The sequence below is a fragment of the Pseudoalteromonas sp. P1-7a genome, assembly GCF_001401855.1.
Lineage (GTDB): Bacteria > Pseudomonadota > Gammaproteobacteria > Enterobacterales > Alteromonadaceae > Pseudoalteromonas.
Map to the genome: position 1 here is coordinate 256,325 of NZ_LKDU01000001.1, position 20,380 is coordinate 276,704.

General features: G+C 41.5%; 12 protein-coding genes. 3 read left to right on the top strand and 9 right to left on the bottom strand.

All coding sequences use genetic code 11. The features are described 5' to 3' along the window. Positions 1-116: 116 nt before the first annotated feature. The 3 genes from AN389_RS01185 (at position 117) to AN389_RS01195 (ending at position 5,191) form a co-directional block, all read left to right on the top strand. On the top strand, positions 117-1,199 hold the full coding sequence (locus tag AN389_RS01185; protein ID WP_024031767.1) for an efflux RND transporter periplasmic adaptor subunit: 1,083 nt from the start codon (positions 117-119) through the stop codon (positions 1,197-1,199). A gap of 2 nt (positions 1,200-1,201) precedes the next feature. Beyond that, the gene (locus tag AN389_RS01190) at positions 1,202-4,282 is read left to right on the top strand and encodes an efflux RND transporter permease subunit (RefSeq protein ID WP_055019066.1); all 3,081 of its coding nucleotides are present in this window, start codon (positions 1,202-1,204) and stop codon (positions 4,280-4,282) included. A gap of 324 nt (positions 4,283-4,606) precedes the next feature. Then, positions 4,607-5,191: a hypothetical protein gene (locus AN389_RS01195; protein ID WP_055019067.1), complete on the top strand. Its 585-nt coding sequence runs from the start codon at positions 4,607-4,609 to the stop codon at positions 5,189-5,191. Between the two features lie 9 nt (positions 5,192-5,200). On the opposite strand, the gene rluF is transcribed toward AN389_RS01195, so the two are convergent. The 9 genes from rluF to malQ form a co-directional block, all read right to left on the bottom strand. After that, positions 5,201-6,187, bottom strand: a complete 987-nt coding sequence (rluF, locus tag AN389_RS01200; protein ID WP_055019068.1) for a 23S rRNA pseudouridine(2604) synthase RluF — start codon at positions 6,185-6,187, stop codon at positions 5,201-5,203. 76 nt (positions 6,188-6,263) lie between these two features. Continuing rightward, positions 6,264-7,343, bottom strand: a complete 1,080-nt coding sequence (locus AN389_RS01205) for a DUF418 domain-containing protein (RefSeq protein ID WP_055019069.1) — start codon at positions 7,341-7,343, stop codon at positions 6,264-6,266. A gap of 34 nt (positions 7,344-7,377) precedes the next feature. Beyond that, positions 7,378-8,592, bottom strand: a complete 1,215-nt coding sequence (locus tag AN389_RS01210; RefSeq protein WP_029774480.1) for an EAL and HDOD domain-containing protein — start codon at positions 8,590-8,592, stop codon at positions 7,378-7,380. 91 nt (positions 8,593-8,683) lie between these two features. After that, on the bottom strand, positions 8,684-10,219 hold the full coding sequence (locus AN389_RS01215) for a glycogen synthase (protein ID WP_055019070.1): 1,536 nt from the start codon (positions 10,217-10,219) through the stop codon (positions 8,684-8,686). A gap of 41 nt (positions 10,220-10,260) precedes the next feature. After that, complete coding sequence (glgC, locus tag AN389_RS01220) at positions 10,261-11,562, bottom strand: glucose-1-phosphate adenylyltransferase (protein ID WP_004586432.1); 1,302 nt, start codon at positions 11,560-11,562, stop codon at positions 10,261-10,263. A 14-nt stretch (positions 11,563-11,576) separates the two neighbouring features. Then, positions 11,577-14,114: a glycogen/starch/alpha-glucan phosphorylase gene (locus AN389_RS01225; RefSeq protein ID WP_055019071.1), complete on the bottom strand. Its 2,538-nt coding sequence runs from the start codon at positions 14,112-14,114 to the stop codon at positions 11,577-11,579. Next, on the bottom strand, positions 14,107-16,170 hold the full coding sequence (glgX, locus tag AN389_RS01230) for a glycogen debranching protein GlgX (RefSeq protein ID WP_055019072.1): 2,064 nt from the start codon (positions 16,168-16,170) through the stop codon (positions 14,107-14,109). The genes AN389_RS01225 and glgX overlap by 8 nt, the downstream gene beginning before the upstream one ends. Next, entirely contained in the window at positions 16,163-18,382 is a 2,220-nt protein-coding gene (glgB, locus tag AN389_RS01235) for a 1,4-alpha-glucan branching protein GlgB (RefSeq protein WP_055019073.1), read from the bottom strand. Before glgB ends, glgX begins: the two co-directional genes overlap by 8 nt. Next, positions 18,375-20,372 (bottom strand): 4-alpha-glucanotransferase, encoded by a 1,998-nt coding sequence (gene malQ / locus AN389_RS01240; RefSeq protein WP_055019074.1) that lies wholly within the window; start codon positions 20,370-20,372, stop codon positions 18,375-18,377. Before malQ ends, glgB begins: the two co-directional genes overlap by 8 nt. Between the last annotated feature and the right edge of the window lie 8 nt (positions 20,373-20,380).

A 20,380-nucleotide genomic window follows, 5' to 3' on the forward strand; every position in this document is an offset into this window, starting at 1 on the left:
TCAACATGATCATAAATAAAACTTATTATGTTTCTAAAATTTAATGAATTTTATTTTATATGGTTGCGGCGTATCCTGCACTTAATTATTTTGCCCATCATTGCCACGGAGAAGACATGAAACTCTTTCGTCTATGTATACTTACTACGACTTTACTTACCTTAATGGCCTGTTCTGAGCCAGAAAAGCAAGTAAAAGAAGAGCCCATTAGGCCTGTAAAGTTATTCAATATAGGACATGATTCGCAAACAAATGTGCGCAGTTTTCCTGCTGAAGTGGTTGCTAACCAAGGCTCGTACTTAGCATTTAGAGTCAATGGTGAACTGGTAGAGTTTCCGGTATTAGCAGGTGAAGAAGTTGAAAAAGGACAACTTTTAGCAAAGCTTGACCCAGAAGACTTTCAGTTACAGTACGATGATAGAAAAGCCCGTTATGAGCTTGCTAAATCACAACTTAGCCGCATTGAACAATTACTTGAAAAAAGAATCGCAAGTCAATCAGAGTACGATGAAGCATTGGCCAATATGCAAGTGGCAGAGTCTGCCTTTAAAATTGCCGAAACCAACCTAGAATACAGCGAGCTGCGCGCCCCATTTGCAGGGACTGTAGCCAAAGTATTTGTTAAAAACTTTGAAAACATTCAAGCCAAGCAAAACATTTTACGCCTAGAGACCCGCGATTTAATGGATGTAGAAATCCAAGTTCCTGAAAAAATAATAGCGCGCATTAAAAAAGGCAGTGACTACCACCCTACCGTTGTGTTTGACGGTTATGATAATAAAGAGTACACCCTTGATTTAAAAGAGTGGGACACGCAGGCCGATCCTACTACGCTTACCTACAAAGTTGTTTTTTCGCTACCAGTGCCTAAAGACTTTAACCTACTTGCAGGGATGACGGGCCGTGTATTTATCGATTTATCAAAAGTAACCAGCTCGCAAGTGGCTTACACTATTTTGCCGGTTGAGTCGGTTTTTTCTGAAGCTAAAGAAAGCGTGTCAGATAACGCCTATGTGTGGATATATAACCCAGAAACTGGTGTTGTTAATAAACAAGCCGTTAAAGTGGGCCAAGTACACCGCGACGGCATTGAAGTGCTAAGCGGTATTAAAGAAGGCCAAATTGTCGTTTCTGCTGGCGTGCACTCATTAGATGAAGGCATGAAAGTACGTCCATGGAATAAAGAGCGAGGCTTATAATTATGAGCTTTGCGCAACTCTCCATAGAGAAAAAAGTAATTAGCTGGATGTTTGCACTACTGCTGTTAATTGGCGGGAGTGTGTCGTACTTTGATTTAGGCCAACTAGAAGACCCAGAGTTTACGCTTAAAACCGCCATGGTTATTACTATGTATCCGGGTGCATCGCCACAACAAGTCGAGGAAGAAGTCACCTTTCCTATCGAAAATGCAATTCAGCAACTCCCCTACGTAGATTATGTGACCTCTATTTCATCAAATGGTAAGTCGCAAATATCGGTAGAAATGAAAAGCACCTACCGAAAAGAGCAGCTGCGCCAAATTTGGGATGAAATGCGCCGTAAAATTAACGATTTAGCACCTTCACTCCCAAGTGGCGTTTACCCAAGCACCATTTTAGATGACTTTGGTGATGTATACGGCGTTATGTATGCGGTTACCGGCGATGGCTACTCTTATGATGAACTTAAAGATTACACCGATTACTTAAAGCGCGAACTCGTACTCGTTAAAGGTGTGAGTAAAGTGACCATTGCTGGTGAGCAACAGCCTCAAGTAATGGTTGAAGTGTCTACCCGTAAATTAGCGCAGCTCGGTATTGCCCCAAGCCATATTTTTGGTTTACTGCAATCGCAAAATACAGTCTCTAACGCAGGTAAAATTAGAGTGGGCGATGAGTCTATACGCTTTCACCCAACCGGCGAATTTAAAGATGTTAAAGAGCTCGAAACTCTACTTATATCTAAACCCGGTGCTAGCGAGCTTATATACTTAGGTGATGTAGCAAAAGTATTTAGAGAATACGCAGAAGTACCCAGCAATGTTATTCGCTACAACTCAGAACAAGCGCTTTTAATTGGTGTTTCGTTTATGAATAGCGTGAACGTAGTAGATGTAGGTAAACGTATTGACGAGCACTTAGCAGAGCTTGAATACCAGCGCCCACATGGCATACATGTAGAATCGGTGTATAACCAACCTAAAGAAGTAGAAAAATCGGTAGATGGCTTTATTGTCAGCCTAGTAGAGGCGATTGCCATTGTAATCGTCGTACTGCTTATATTTATGGGGTTAAAAAGTGGTATTTTAATTGGCGGTATTTTATTACTCACCGTTTTAGGCACCTTTATATTTATGAAGTTGTTCGCCATAGACCTGCAACGTATTTCTCTCGGTGCGCTTATTATTGCCCTTGGTATGCTGGTAGATAACGCCATAGTAGTAACCGAAGGCATATTAATAAATTTAAAGCGTGGCCAAACTAAGTTAAAAGCTGCGGTTAATATTGTAGAACAAACTAAATGGCCGCTACTAGGCGCTACAGTTATTGGTATTACTGCGTTTGCCCCTATTGGCTTAAGCTCTGATGCGACCGGTGAATTTGCGGGTAGCTTATTTTGGGTCTTGTTTATATCGCTTTTACTAAGCTGGATCACCGCCATTACGCTTACGCCATTTTTTGCAAATTTAATGTTTAAACAAGATGAGTTTAAAAAAGCTAAAAATGCTGAGGGCGAAGAGGAAGATGACGACCCATATCAAGGCTTTATTTTTACCGGCTATAAAGCACTTTTAGATGTGTCTATGCATTATCGTAAAACCACGCTTGTGCTTATGGTCGTGCTCCTTTGCTCGGCTGTGGTTGGTTTTGGTGCGGTTAAACAATCGTTTTTCCCCGCCTCTAACACGCCTATGTTTTATGTAGATTACTGGCAGCAACAAGGCTCCGACATAAGGGCAACGCTAGAGGGAATCAAAAAGCTTGAAAACTACCTTCAAAAAGAAGAGCTAGTTGAAGAAATAACCAGTACTACAGGCCAAGGTGCTCCACGCTTTATGCTTACTTATGCACCGCAAAAGTCGTACTCGTCATACGGGCAGCTCATTATTAGAGTAAAAAACCGCGAGGCGGTGGCTGTAGTAATGCAAAAAGTGCGTGAATACTCGCAAAATACACCGCTTTCAGCTGAGCTTAAAATTAAGCCTATGGAAATTGGCCCCTCAACCGATGCTAAAATTGAAGCACGCTTTACAGGCCCTGATCCGGTAATACTTAGACGATTAGCCGCCCAGGCTGAAGAAGTTATCGCACAGGACGACGGCGCTTATAATATTCGTGATGATTGGCGCGCACGTACTAAAATGATTCGCCCACAATTTAACGAACAAAAAGCGCGCCGCTTAGGTATTAGTAAGTCAGACCTTGATGATGTACTGCTTACTAGCCTTTCAGGCAAGCAAGTGGGTGTATACCGCGATGGTACACAACTACTGCCAATTATTGCTCGCTCGCCGGCAAATGAGCGCCTAAATGTAGAAAGCGTTCACGATTTACAAATATACAGCCCAGTACTGGGTGTATTTGTGCCAGTAACGCAAGTGGTTGACGAATTTGTGGTTGAATGGGAAGACAGCCTAATTATGCGCCGCGACCGAAAGCGCACAATAACGGTAATGGCCGATCACAACGTATTAGGCGATGAAACTGCCGCTAAGTTATTTGCACGCGTGCGCGGACCCGTAGAAGCAATAGAGCTACCGCGTGGCTATAAATTAGAATGGGGCGGCGAGTATGAGTCGTCATCGGATGCACAAGCCGCTATATTTGGTTCATTACCGCTGGGTTATTTAGCGATGTTTGCGGTAACCGTACTGCTGTTCAATTCACTTAAACAGCCTTTAGTTATTTGGGCTACAGTGCCACTTGCCATTATTGGTGTGAGTGCGGGCATGTTAATAATGAATGCGCCATTTAGCTTTATGGCACTACTTGGATTACTAAGTTTAAGCGGGATGCTAATTAAAAACGGCATTGTGTTGGTCGATCAAATAAATCTTGAGCTTCGCGATGGTAAATCGCCTTATCAAGCTGTGTTTGAATCTGGCGTTAGCCGTGTACGCCCTGTAGCCATGGCGGCTATTACCACCATTTTAGGTATGATCCCGTTGTTGTTTGACGTGTTCTTCCAGTCAATGGCGGTAACTATTATGTTTGGTTTAGGTTTTGCAACCATACTTACGCTTATCGTAGTACCTGTGCTTTATACTGTTGTATTTAGAATAGACTACGAGCCTAGAAAGTAAATTAAAAGCCTTACAGGACGTTTAAAACGCAGCTTACCTCACAGTAGCTGCGTTTTTTATTATTTAAACCGAGGTTAAAGATGGACATAATAAACTAGGTTGTATTTGTATTCTGTTTGGCTATTTTCGCTTTATAACCGACGAAAATGGCAATGTAGATTTAAACAACTACCGTTTCACGAGCGGTATTGCACTGGTAATATTTGACGGTACTTACGATTTAATTACACGACTGCGCTCTAAAAACAGCGTATCTGCATTAGCCATTTATTTAGGGCTTTTTTTACTTTATATTGGCGTTGTGTTTTATAAATAACCCCTCAAATGACAGCAAAACAACTTTTTAGAATAATAATTACCGCTAGTTTACTATTCCCACCCCTATTTTTTATTGCTTGGGATGAAAATCTCGATCCCCCCTTTATTGCCAATACCGCTTATGATTTTTTAACACATAAGCTGTTTCCTGTTTTGTCAGTAATAATTAGTATTGCAGGGGGGATGTACGGATACAAAAAGTACAACGCATGCATAACATTTAAATCAAATTTTAAAGACTACTTAGAGGATGATGGGAAGCTTAGGGGCTGGCTGGGTATTTTGTTTATACCGGTTTTAGTTTATTTATGGCTGTGGGCTAGTTTTTGTATTTCAGTAAAGTTATGGACGTATTATTATAGCGACAATAGCTGGCAGCAAGAGTACCAGCTACTGGCTGTAGAGGCGTGTCCGAGTGATTACGAATACAGCTGCGCAAAACTGGTTGTGCTTGATTTACAAACTTACAGAAAGCGCTCTTTTAGGTGGTATTTAGATAAACCAGCATTAAAGCGGCTAAAAAATGAGAAAATAAACATCGTGGGCGTTAAAAGCCCACTTGGTTACGTTGTGCATCAAATACAGTGGTAAGTGCGCACGCTATTTTTTTAAACTTAATGTGCCAGATGAACGCGCTTTACCGTTTGCTGGCTTTTTGTTGTTTGCGTTTTTGCTATCGCCTTGCGTATTTTTACTAGCGCCCCCTTTACCTACATAGGTGGTTGAGCGCTTTTGAAAAGGGGTGTTACTTCTTTGAGTGCGAGTGCCTCGCTCATTATTAAAGGCGCGTGGGTTTTCACCCTGAAAATCACGCTTTTTAGGCTCGCCTTTGTTATTGGCATTTTGCTTATTGGTATCAACCGAATGCTCTTGCGTTTTACCCGAATCGGCAATGGAGTCATTAATTTGCGCCATTTCTACGTCGGTTAAATGTCGCCACTGGCCTACTTTTAAGCCCTTTAACGTTACATTCATAATGCGGGTACGTTTAAGGGTCACAACTTCATAACCTAGGTATTCACACATACGACGAATTTGGCGGTTTAAACCCTGCGTAAGCACAATTTTGAATTCTTGCGGAGCTGTTTGTGTCACTTTACATTTTTTTGTAACGGTATCTAAAATAGGAATACCGTTGGCCATTTTGCTCACAAATTGGCGATTGAGTGGTTTATCAACTGTCACCACGTATTCTTTTTCGTGGTTATTACCCGCTCGCAAAATTTTATTAACGATATCGCCTTCGTTAGTTAAAAAAATCAATCCTTCTGAAGGTCTATCTAAACGGCCGATAGGAAATATACGGGTGGGATAATTAACGGCTTTGACAATATTACTTTGAATTTTACTCTCGGTGGTACAAGTAATACCCACTGGCTTATTATACGCAATGTACACGCGTTTTGGTTTTTCGCGCAGCGGTTTTCCATCTACTAAAACAGTATCGGTATCAGCCACTTTTACGCCCATTTCAGGCGTATTACCATTAACCGTTACACGACCTTGCTCAATATATTTATCGGCTTCACGGCGTGAACAAAAACCTGTTTCACTAATAAATTTATTTAAACGTTTTAATTCGGTCATGGCACTTAATGGTCCTAATTTTAAAGGCGACTAGTGTAAACCACACGCCATTATTTTTCGCCCCTAATTTAAACCTTTACGCATTAATTTTTGCAATTTTAGCTTGAGTTAACCTGCGCCAAACATATTCCAGTGGCCCTTGCTCATAATAGCGACAATATAAAGCTGTCAACAATAGCTGCACGCTAACTAGGCCAGTCGCGACTATCCAATAGTCTATTCGGTTAAAACTTAATACCCACTGCGGATACAACACTTTATAAAGCAACAGCTGCATAAATGTTTGGCATATATATAAGGTAAAAGCTAAGCGCCCAGCTTGCTGAATAAGCTGGCCCACATGGGCACGGTTATTACAAAATTTCACGATGAGATGAATATAAAATACAGCCATGAACAACGCGGCAAAGGTATTTATAAACTCTTGTATGGCGAACCCTGCTCCCCCTGTGAACTTTGACGCATAAAGCCTCATGCCTGAAAAAATAAAGGCGCCAGCTATACAAACAATAAGGTGCGGCTTAGTTAAACCTTTACTAAAAACCTCATTTTTATATAAATATATGCCAATCAGCATTAGCCCTACGCACAGCCACATGATCATGATAGGAACAGCTACCAGCATTAATACATTCATACCTAGATTACTCAAAAAGTAATCGCTGTAATGCGGGCTATATAAATCGATATACTGTGCTGAGTCACGATAAACGACCTCATCTGGCGCACTAAAGAGCACCAACCCCGTGGCTACACAACCAATTAAAAGAAACTCTCCTGCCCTTTTTACAAGCAGTTGATTATTACTTTGCAAATATTTTAGAACAAACCAGCCAGATACACCGTACAAAAATAAAATGTCGCCAGCCCAAAGTAAAAAACCATGTACCAAACCAAAAATGATAAGCCAATGCAATCGCGCTTTTAAAGGTGCTATTGATTTAACTTTTTGCCATTGAATATAAAGCCCTGCCCCAAACAGTAAGCTAAACAGCGTTCTAAATCGGCCATCAACAAAAAAAGTACTCACAGCATGGATAAGGGTGTCACTAAAAGGCGGGGTAGATAAAGGAATATAGCTATAATCCATTAAGCCAAACGCATAGCCATTCATATACACTAAGCAAAGCACAGCAATGCCGCGAATAAAGTCCATATTATAATTTCGCATAATGAGCGGTTACTATCCTTTAACTATTATTTTTATAATTATCTGCCCAATCTACGGCTTGATTATATAACCCTGGCAGCACATCACTTTTAACATTAAGTAATATAACGGCTTTTTCTAATGTCCACCAGCTACCTGTTTCGTACGCTTGTACTACATTTAAAATATAATATAGGGTGTTTTTTTCGTTTAATAACGCCGCTTTAATATCATCAGGAAAAGGTAATTTTTCGACTAATAAACTCATAGGTTGATCGAGTATCGCATCTAGTAACGAAAACAAGCCGGTTAAAAACGCCTCACCCGCCAACGATTTAGACACTTGCTTTGCTATTAGCTCACAAAAGCGTGCTCTAACTACACACACTTGCATTAGCTCTGCTGGCTTTTTACCCGCGGTGTGCGCGGTAACAATTAAACTAACAAACTTTTTTAAACGCTCATGCCCTAAATACACTAACGCCTGTTTAATAGATGATATTTTACTCTGAATAGGAAAAACACCGCTGTTAATTAGCCGCATAAGCTTATAAGCCAAGGCCGCATCGGCTTCAAATAACGCACTAATTTGCTTTATATCTGGGCTTGGTTTCATTACTTGCGCGTAAATAGCCACAACTAACGCATAGTTATAATCAATGTCTTGCTGTTCGTGCATTGTGGGCTTGGCAAAAAAGTAACCTTGAAAGTAATCAAACCCCATTTTATGTGCTTGGTGATAATCGGCTTGGGTTTCTATTTTTTCTGCTAATATTTTTATTTTTTTATGCTGTTTTAGTTTTTCTACAATCTCGGCAATATCTGATAAAGGCGTTTGCGCAATATCAAACTTTACTAGCTTAATAAACTTTAAAAATCGCTCCCATTGCTCGTTATAAACAAAGTCATCTAATGCGAGTTTATAGTTTTTATGAAAAAGCTCTCTGCAAAGCTGATAGTTATCGTCGGTGGGTTCAATGGTTTCTAATAGCTCAATGACCACATCTTTGCAGGGTAAAAAGTCACATAAATTGTGCTTTAAAGAGTCTGGGCCTATATTTATCAGTGCCGTTTTACCTGAGGTGATGTGGCGTGTGCCTAAATTAAGCTGGTTTTCCATTATTAGGCGAGCAGTTGCTTGACCTTCTTCTATATCGGGAAAAAAGTTTTCAGCACTATTACGAAATAAAAGCTCGTAAGCAACTACATTTTGCTTACGATTGAATATTGCTTGCCTTGCAACAAATACAGACACATTACCTACTTCTTATTTATATACTCAAACTAAGTAATTAATAGCGTAAATAGGTATAAATGTCACTTCTACTGCGTTTAATTTTAATGATTTAGCAATACATGCTTGAAATATAATCAACAGCGACCGTTTCCCACGAAAAACGTGCTCCTTTAGCATTAGCTGTAATGTTACTCCATTGCTTAGGATTTTGCTGTTTTAGCGTAAGGGTTTCAGTTAAGCATGTCATTAACCCATCAACTTGTTCATTCAACGAGCCGCCAGAAAATGCAAAGCCATTGTTGTTGTGGCTTACGGTGTCTTTTAAACCGCCAACACTGTGTACTAAACAAGGTTGCCCTGCGCGCATAGCAAGCATTTGACTAATTCCGCAAGGTTCAAACGAGCTTGGCATTAAAAATAAATCCCCAAGCTCATATAGGCTATCGCCAATACCTTGCCCATAACCTTTTAAAAACAATAAGTTTGCATTGCGTGCCATGGCCTTGGTGAAAATGCTTTCAAGGGCTTTGTCACCAGAGCCTAAAATAATAAGACGACCGTTAAAACGGTTAATTATTTCACACACGTTATCAAGCGCTAATGCATTACCGTATTGTTGGCAAAGTAATAACACCTTTTGCTCGGTCAGCCTGCCAACACTTGTTACAAGGGGCCCATCTATTGGCGTGTTTTTAAACTGCAGCATGCGCTGATGCGCCACATAGTAGCTCGTTTCAAGCTGCTCATGTTTTGCCATCCAGTTAAATAAAGTATGTTCAATACGCTCATACAAGAGCGATAAAGTAACCTGCTCAGGGTGTTGCTCAGGGTAATCACAGCCATTTAATATTCCCACCACCTTGCCTTGAGCCGATTGATTTTGTAAATCAAGCTCTAAGCCTTCTCCACCAAAAAAACCTTGCTGATAATTACTCGGCTTTAATACCTCGGTACTGTAAGTAGGTGAGACTAAATGAACTTTATCTGCCAAATTTATAGCACTGCGCATAGGATTAAAACAGTGTGGGTAGCGAGGATCGCACAAATGTTGCCCGTTATAACCTAACGACGGAAACCAAGCCTCTAAACTCGAGTCGTCGTGTTTAAAAGGCCTGATCCCTTGCAGTGCTAAATTATGAACTGTATAGGCAATATGTAAATTAGCGAGGGTATCGTAGCGTTTATCAAATTTTAATAATACGGCGACACACGCGCTATGCCAATCGTGTAAATGCAGTGCTTGAGGGCGCGTTATTAAACCCTGTAGCAGCGCTTCACATAGAGCGGCACTAAATAATGCATATTTTGTTGCATCAGTGGCAAAAGGTCTCCCGGGTTCGTCATTGCAATACACCGAACCCGATTGGCTAAACAGTGGGTGCGAAATAACAAATTGATTAATGTGTGTGTTGTCATCACTTATTTTAAATAAAGATAATACCTGTGGCTGCGCTCTAAATATAACAGTGACATCACCTATATATTCACGTTGCAGTTGCTCAAACCCATAATCAGGAATAACAACATCTACGCTCACGCCTTGTGCTGCCAGTGCTTTTGGGGCATCTCTGACTACATCTGCTACCCCGCCCACTTTAGCGTTTGGTAGAGCATCGTTTTCTGCGGCAACCATTAATACATGCATTTATTTACTACTTCCTTAACCTTTGTTATTCGCATCCGATTTTAAGCGAACTTTTTATTTTCGTGTGCTTGACGTTCAAGCTTTTTAGCAAGTTCCGTGAGCATATCACGGGTGACTAATACGATGCCTTTTTTAGACACCCTAAAGCCGTTTTCTTCATCGGCTTTTCTATCGTAGCCAATTTCAAGCCCTGCGGGTATTTCACAGCTTCGATCAATTATGGCTCGCTTAATTTTACAATGACGATTAATGAGAGCCCCGGGTAAAATAACCGATTGCTCTATTTCGCAAAATGAACGCACGTGCACGTTAGAAAAAAGCAGTGATTTTCTAACTACTGAGCCCGATACAATACACCCTCCTGATACCGTTGAGTCTACCGCCATACCTCGTCTATCTTCATCATCAAAAATAAACTTAGCCGGTGGCAACTGCTCTTGGTAAGTCCAAATAGGCCAGGTTGGATCGTATAAATCTAGCTGTGGCTCGGGCATTACCAATTCCATATTGGCTTCCCAAAACGAGTCTAACGTTCCTACATCGCGCCAATAAGGTTGCCCTTCTTGCATGGGATCTCTAAACGGGAACGCATACACACTGTGCTCTTCTATAATTGCCGGAATAATATCGTGCCCAAAGTCGCGGCCAGAACCTTCATTTTCAGCATCTTTTTTTAGCTGCTCAAATAAAAACTCAGTGTTAAACACATAGTTGCCCATAGAGGCTAAGCAGGTACCTGGCTTACCAGGGACAGAGCTGGGGATCGAAGGTTTTTCATCAAAGCGACATACCCGATTTTTTTCATCAACGGTCATTACCCCAAAGGTATCTGCAGCCTCTTCAACAGGTACTTCAAGGCAACATACTGTCATGTCGGCGCCTTTTTGCACATGCTCGGCTAATAGAGCGCCGTAATCCATTCGATAAACATGATCGCCTGACAAAATCATCACATATTTTGGCAGTTCGTGGCGAATTATATCCATGTTTTGAAAAACCGCATCGGCAGTCCCACAATACCACTCATCACCATTACGCTGAGATGCGGGTAAAATTTCAACCGACTCCCCCAGCTCCTTTTTAAAATGGCCCCAGGCGCGATTAACATGGCGAATTAAAGAGTGCGATTTATATTGTGTGGCTATGCCTACACGCCTCACACCCGAATTGATACAATTTGATAATGGAAAATCGATAATACGGTGCTTACCGCCAAAATAAACAGCGGGCTTTGCGCGCCAATCTGTCAATTCGTGTAAGCGTGAGCCGCGTCCACCAGCCAGTATTAACGCGTACGTATCTCGGGTTAAGCTACTTATGTAACGATTTGCATAACTAGGCATAATACTCTCTCCGTTTAGTCTGTGCTCTTAGTGGCATGGCTCGTAGTTGCGTGTAAGTCTGTTTCACTAATAGTTAGGGGGGTTAGGTGCCAAATATCTTCACTGTATTGGCTTATGGTTCTATCGCTTGAAAATATGCCACTTGCGGCCGTATTTAAAATACTCATTTGCGTCCAATGCGTTTGGTCTTGATACGCAGCCTCTACCTGCTTTTGCGCTGCCACATAGCTTTCAAAGTCATGTGCAACCAACCACGGATCGTGAGGGCTTTTAATAGCATTAATAATGTCGTCAAATAAATTAGGCTCAAACAGGTTAAATTGCCCGCTTTCGAGTAACTGCATTACGTGGCTTAGGTCGCTGTTTTGCTCTATTAAATGTGAAGGGTTATATCGCGATTTAATATCATCAATTTGATGAGCCTGCGCACCAAACAAAAAGAAATTATCAGCGCCAACAGCGTCTCTAATTTCAATATTCGCCCCATCTAACGTACCAATAGTAAGCGCACCATTCATCATAAACTTCATGTTACCAGTGCCTGATGCTTCTTTACCTGCGGTCGATACTTGCTCTGATAAATCGGTTGCTGGGCAAATAGTTTCCATTGCGGTTACATTATAATTTGGCAAAAACGCAACTCGTAAATAAGGCGCTGCAAGTGGGTCTTTATTAATAACCTCAGCTACGTTATTAATTAACTTAATTATTTTTTTAGCCATGTAATAACCAGGGGCAGCTTTACCCCCTAAAAGCACACAACGTGGTACTAAGTTTGTAGTATCGCCTCGGCGTATACGGTCGTATAAATGAATAACATGAAGTACATTTAATAACTGGCGTTTGTATTCGTGAATACGTTTAACTTGTACGTCAAACATCATCTCTACATCAAAATCAACACCACAGCGCTCTTTCACTAAATCGACGAGACGTTGTTTGTTTTCGCGTTTAACATTTTGCCATTGCTGATGAAACGCGGTGTCGTCGAAGTAGCGGCGTAATTGGCTTATATCTGCAAAATCGCTAACCCATTTTGAGCCAATTTTTTCTGTAATTAAATGACTCAAGGCCGGGTTGCAGTGTGCTAACCAACGCCTTGGCGTAACCCCGTTGGTTTTATTATTAAACTTGTTAGGCCAAAGCTCATAAAAGGTTTTAAATAGCCCTTCTTTTAAAAGTTGGGTATGTAGTGCGGCCACACCATTTACCGAATAGCTACCCACAATCGCTAAATAAGCCATGCGTATTTGCGGCACGTCGCCTTCTTCAATTAACGAAAGCGCACGCTGTTTACTTGCATCGCCTGGCCAATGCTGAGCCACTTGCGCTAAAAAGCGGGCGTTTATTTCATAAATAATTTCTAAAATTCGCGGCAATAGTTTTGCAAAAAGCGGCACTGACCATTTTTCTAGTGCCTCTGGCAATAGCGTGTGGTTAGTGTAAGCCATTGTGCTGGTTGTAATTTCCCATGCGTTATCCCAATCAAGCTCGTAGTCATCAACTAAAATGCGCATTAACTCTGCCACGGCAATACTTGGATGCGTATCGTTTAATTGAAATACATGATGTGCTGCAAAGTCACTAAAGTCTTCGCCGTATTGTCCAACCCATTGCGATACGATATCTTGAATGCTCGCTGATGATAAAAAGTACTGTTGGCGCAATCTAAGCTCTTTACCATTTTCACTGCTGTCATTTGGGTAAAGCACCATTGTGATTTGTTCTGCTAGGTTTTTTTGCGCTACCGCTTCTGAATAACTCCCCGCATTAAACTCGGTTAAGTTAAATTCATCGGTCGCTTCTGATTTCCATAGCCTTAGCGTATTAACAATGTCGTTTTTATAACCAGGAATAGGCACATCATATGGCACAGCTAATACGTCGTGACAACCAACCCATTGACGGTGTTCGCGCCCATGTTTGTCGGTATAACTTTGTACGTGCCCAAAAAACTTCACTCGTTGTGATTGCTCAGGCGCGGCAAGCTCCCACGGGTGCCCCTCACGAAGCCAGTTATCGGGTTGTTCAACTTGGTGGCCATTTTTTAATGATTGGTTAAACATACCGTATTCGTAGCGAATACCGTAACCAACCACGGGAAGCGCAAGGCTTGCACAACTATCTAAAAAGCAGGCAGCTAAACGCCCAAGGCCACCATTACCTAGCCCTGCATCGTGCTCTGCCTGGGCTACGGTTTCAATTGTGGTGCAATACTCTTGCAGTGCACTGGAGACTTGTTCGTCTAAGTCGAGGTTTAAAATAGCATTACCAAGTGCTCTACCCATTAAAAATTCTAGCGATAGGTAAGCTGTTTTACGGCGTTTTTCTTGCTTGATTTGTTGTTTGGTTTCTCTGCAACGTGCAACAAGCCGATCTCTGATTGTCAGCGCAAGCGCATGATATAAATACAGTTGCGACTCACCCACTTTGTCACGCCCTAAACTGTAATAAAAGTGCCGAGTTAAATCATCTTTTAAAGTGCTTTCATCAATTACAGGGCCTTCTTGCCACCCTTTTACCACACACACATTTTCGTCTTGCTTAGACATGACCTTCGTCCTCTAAATTTGCACTAAAAACCCAGCTGCTTTGTGCTGAAATTTCGACTATTGCATCTTCTTTACTACTCACCGATGCGTTATGTACACTTGATAAAACCATGTCCCATTGCGCCGCGATAGGCGATGGGGGTAACTTACAAAAAACTGTTTTTTTACTCGCATTTAAAACGATTAATAAGGCGTATTTATTTTGCTTATCTAACAAGCTATACATTAAAAACTGGCGCTGTGGCTCGTGCCAATGCTCGTTGGTCATTTTTACGCCTTGCTCGGTAAACCATTTAACCGTAAAGCGCTCGTCAATATCTTCTGAAAACACGCTGTGTTTAAACGCACTGTGACCACGCCTTATTTTTAGTGCATCGTCAATAAATCGGGTTAGTGAATGATTTAGCTGTGAGTCTTTCCATGCCAACCAACTGGTGCGGTTATTTTGACAATACGCATTATTATTGCCCCCTTGCGAGTGACCCATTTCACTGCCTGAGGCAATCATAGGCACCCCTTTTGAGAGTATTAGCGTAAGTAAAAAGTTCTTTTGTTGCTGCAGCCTTAGGGCAATAATTTTGGCATCATTAGTAAATCCTTCAACACCACAGTTGGTGGAATGATTAGCGCTGTGGCCATCGCGATTTTGCTCGCCATTCGCTTCATTATGTTTATGCTCATAACTCACCAAATCGGCAAGCGTAAAACCATCATGGCTGGTAATAAAATTAATACTGTTTAGCGGCCCGCGCTGGCTGTGCTCAAAAATATCAAATGAGCCATGAATACGCTTTGCTACATTTGCAATAACGCCTTCTTCGCTTTGCCAAAATCGGCGTATTACATCTCGGTATTGGTCATTCCACTCTCGCCAAGGTGCAGCAAAAGCCCCCAGTTGATAGCCACCAGGTCCTATATCCCAGGGCTCACTAATAAGCTTTACACGGCTCAATACAGGGTCTTGCTCAATGGCTTGAAAAAACGCATGGGCGCTATTAAAACCATGGGCATTTCGGCCTAAAATGGTGGCTAAATCAAACCTAAATCCGTCTACTCCCATTATTTGCACCCAATAACGTAAGCTATCAAGTACCAGCTTTAAGGTTTTAGGATGATCAATATTAATGGTGTTACCACAGCCGGTATCGTTTATATACACCTGAGGCTTATCAGCCACCGTCCGGTAATAAGCTAGGTTATCTAGCCCTCTGAGCGATAAAATCGGCCCATCGGCGCCCGCTTCTGCGGTGTGGTTATAAACCACATCTAAAATAACCTCTATATCCGCTTTATGAAGCTCGCTAACCATGCGCTTAAATTCGTTAATGTCATCATCAACTAAATAATCTTTATGCGGAGTAAAAAAGTTGAGTGTGTTGTAGCCCCAATAATTTTGCAGCCCTTTTGCTGTTAAAAACTGCTCACTTATAAAAGCATGTACAGGGAGCAGCTCTAGTGCGGTAACCCCTAAATTATGTAAATGCTCAATAAAGCTAGGGTGGCTTAAACCTAAAAACTTGCCTTGTAAATTTTTCGGAATATTAGGGTGTCGGCACGTGGCGCCTTTTACATGGCACTCATAAATAACGGTATTAGACCAGCTATGGTTTGGCTTTTTATGTTCATAAGGCTGGCTATTAATAACCCGTGATTTAGGTATATCAATGGCATTATTAACCGTGCTTTTCGTACCAATAGGCATTTGCCCATAGTGGCGCTCACTCCATGTAAATTCGCCAAATAAGTCTTTTGCATAAGGGTCAATCAGCAACTTGTGCTCGTTAAACAGCAGACCTTTTTCAGGACTGTACTCCCCTTCAACGCGATACCCATATAACGCGCCTTCGGCTAAGGGCGCGACATGGGCTGTCCATATACCGCCTTCGTTGATATGCATGGTTACTTTTAATATTTCAGAGTGCCCACTTTTATCAAATAAGCACACATAAGCTTGTGTTGCCTTAGGTGCGTACAAGCTAAAGTTAACGCCGCCACTGCTAATAGTTGCGCCAAGTGGCTGTGGTTGCCCATGTGAAACCTCAAATCGATTACTCATCTTCAACCTTTTGTAAATAAATAGTCGTTAACCCGCACATCGCAATTTTAATGCTATGCGAAAAGCCATGAGCGCTTGCCTTAACGCTACTAACCGTGGCGTTTTTGTTTGCTGTTACTTTAATACCTGAGCCAAAAAAAGCGTCATCATCGGTGTTTAAAATAACCTTATATTTACCCGCTGCGGGTACCCCTATTTCATACTCTTGATAAGAAACAGGTGTAAAGTTTGCTACTACTACAATAAAGTCGTGGGCATTTTTAGCATAACGTACAAAACTAAATATACTTTGCTCGTTATTGTTGTTATCTATCCATTCAAAACCCGCAGGGCTTGAGTCGAGTTCATACAGTGCAGGCGACTTTTTATAAACAGTATTAAGCGCTTGTACAGTGTTTTGTATACCGCGGTGGCTTTTATGCTCTAGCAAATGCCAATCAATAGAATGATTGTGATCCCACTCTTTTCGCTGTGCTATTTCGCCGCCCATAAACAACAGTTTTTTACCGGGGTGCGCCCACATAAAAGCGTAATACGCACGTAAATTGGCAAATTTTTGCCAATCATCACCAGGCATTTTTTCAATTAATGAGCCTTTACCATGTACAACTTCGTCATGACTTAGCGGTAAAATGTAATTTTCGCTAAATGCGTACACCATAGAAAAGGTCATTTCGTGATGATGATGCTGCCTATAAAGCGGGTCATGTTGCATGTAATGAAGGCTGTCGTTCATCCACCCCATATTCCATTTGTAGCCAAAACCTAAGCCATTGTGATCAACACTTTGAGTGACCCCCGGCCACGCGGTCGACTCTTCAGCCACCATCATAATGCCCGGATTATTTTTATAACTACGCAAATTTACCTGCTTTAAGCACTCAATAGCGCCTAGGTTTTCTCGCCCACCATAACAATTGGCAATCCATTCACCTTCTTTGCGGCTGTAATCTAAATAAAGCATTGAAGCCACCGCATCTACGCGCAGTCCATCAAGGCTAAATTGCTCTAGCCAATACATCGCATTAGAGATTAAAAAGCTTTTAACCTCTGGGCGGTCGTAATTATAAATATAGGTATTCCAATCAGGATGAAAGCCCTGTCGAATATCGGCATGTTCAAATAAATGCGTGCCGTCAAAGTGGTGTAAACCATGCGGATCACTAGGAAAATGCCCAGGCACCCAATCAAGTAGCACGCCTAAGTTTGCTTTGTGGCACTGCTGAACAAAGTATTTAAAACTGCTGTAATCACCAAAGCGACTAGTTGGTGCAAATAAACCCACCGGCTGGTAACCCCAAGAACCATCAAACGGGTATTCACTTATTGGCATTAATTGAATATGCGTAAAGCCCATTTCAAGCGTGTAATTAACCAGTTTGTCGGCAAGTTCGCTATAGCTTAAATAGCGGTTTTCTTCAGCCCTTTGCCATGACCCTAAGTGCACTTCGTAAATACTTATGGGCGCGTCTATATGGTTACGCTTTTGACGATTTTTAAGCTCGCTATCACTGAGCGAAATAGCCGTTGCTTGCTGTTGTAATACACTGGCGGTACCTGGAGCTTGCTGCATTTTAAAGGCAAACGGATCTGCTTTTTCAAGCACATCGCCTTGCTGTGTCACAATAGAAAATTTATAACAGGTATCGGGCTGAAGCCCTGCGATAAAAAGCTCCCATACACCACACGCAGGATGAAAGCGCATATAATGACGATTAGCTTGCCAAAGGTTAAATTCGCCAATAACAGATACACTGGCTGCATTTGGCGCCCACACACAAAAACGCACTCCATCAACCCCTTGTTGATTAATAAAGTGTGCGCCTAAATGTTTATATGCATGCTCTAAACTGCCTTCGTTAAATAAATACATTGCATCCGTATCTAGGCTGCTTGCAAAGCTATATTCATCGTAAAAACATAATGCTGAGTTTGCATATTCAACGTTACACTTATAAGGCTGCGTTGGCATTTCGTTGCTTGTTGCAATAAATAAATCGCTACTGTTATAACGCTTAGCAATAACTTTTTTATCATTAATAATAATATTTACATTTTTAGCCGCGGGTAAATACACGCGTATTTCATAGCCATTTTTATAAGCATGTGCCCCTAAAAAACTAAAAGGGTCTTTAAATCTGCCGCCTTGAAGTGCAGTTACCTGTGCGTCGTAATGGGTCTGTAATGAATCCTTTGGTGCGGTACTACTCATATCCTTTCCTTATTGAATTAACTGCAGCCAAGGTACTGGCATTATTTTTAAAAATAGCGTTGCTTGAATGAGTTAAAACACGGCGCCAATTTGGGTATTCGGTATTAGTACCGGGTATATTCACCGGATACGTTTGTTTATCTAAATCATCAAGCTGAAGTGCAAATAAACGGGTCTCACTGTGTGCAAGTGCTTTGGCAAGTTCACCGTAAACGCACATAGCATCGCTAGTTTCGCTAAGTTGCTCTGCGCTATGTAACTGTATAAAACGCAGTAATCGTTGTTTTTCTTGTTGTCTTTCGTGCAATTGCTGTTGGTACTGCTGATCATCAATAAGCTGATACTGACGTTTAATATCTAAATCAACTGTTTGCCACCATCCGCAAAATGGCGGTACGTCATGATTCGCTATCATAATTAAACAATGCTTAGGTAATTGTTGTAACGGCAAAAACTCGCCATCATGTTGTTTTTCAAAATAAAATAAGCTATTTGAATAAATACCACTTACTGCAAGTGCGTGTTTTACCTCGGGCGGGACTATGCCTAAGTCCTCACCTATTACTATGCACTGATTAAGGTGAGACTCTATTTTTAAAATAGCCAATAAGTGCTCAAAAGGGTAATAAACATAACAGCCATCTTGTGTATGGTTACTTTCAAAGCACCACCATAAGCGCCTTAGTGCCATAACGTGATCAATGCGCAAACCGCCAACGCCTTGCATGTTTGCGCTAATAAGTGAGCGATAAAAGGCAAAGTGATCATTTTTTAATTGTTGCGGGTTAAGTGCAGGCAGCCCCCAATTTTGCCCCGCTTGTGCCCAAGGGTCTGGCGGCGCGCCAACATTGGCATTATCACTAAAAAGTGATTGCTGAGATTGATACTCAACGCCATCACCTGCACAGCCAACAGCAAGGTCATTAATTAAACCTATTGCCATGCCTTTATTTAAACAGTGCTGCTGACAATGGCTTAATTGTAATTTAGCCTGCCATTGTAAGTAGTAATCAAAGGTAGGATTGGCTGAATTCAGCGTAGTTAGGGTCTGGGCGTTTTGTTTGCAAAACTGTGCAAACTCATCGCGTCGTAAAGCACTGGCATGTGCTTCAAAATGACTAAATAGCGCTTTAAATAATGTATATTTAACTGCGCTTACTTTTTCATAATTTATAAACTGTTCATTGCTGTTAAAAAGCGCTTTTACCTCATCACTGTGTAACAAAGCATCTAATTGTGGATTGTTTTTAGCATCAGCTGATAGTTCAACACAAATGTACAAAGGATTTAATAACGCACGGCTATTAGGGCTATAGGGGCTGGCTCGCTCACTTTGCTGTGCAAACAGCAAATGTAACGGGTTGAGTAATATGTAGTCCATGTGCTGCTGTGCACATAAGTCACATAGCTCTAGTAAATCATAAAAATCCCCTATACCTAGGCCTGCTTTGTTTTTAACTGTGTACAACTGCAGCGAAAGCCCAGTGCGCTTAGTATCATCTACTTGAAAAACTTTTTCTGGGGTGGCCCACAATTGAATCTCTTTGCTTTGCTCCCCTACACTAACCAGCGCCTGATGATAACCTACCGGAATAGCCCCTAAAGGCACTGCTACTTCAATATAACGCACGCCATGTACATAGTAATCGCCCGTAATAGCCAAATTATGTAAGTTTGCACGCTCATAGGTTACGTTTAACTTTGGCAACGTTATCGCAACAGGTAAATCACGTTGACGCTCATCTATGCGAATATAAAAAAGGTTATCAGTTAAATTCACTAAGCTGGTATCGGGTGCTAACTCTAACCAAGGCGCAACATCTAATTGATAATTAAGCTGTGCTATTTGGTGTTCATCTTCGGTATTTACACCACAACATTGTAAGGCACGTTTGCGCGTGTCTTCGCTAAATATAACCTGCTCGCCCGTGTATTTAGTAAACTCATAACCGATACCGTGCAGATAAAACAACTGCGAAAGTGCGTCCATTTACTCGC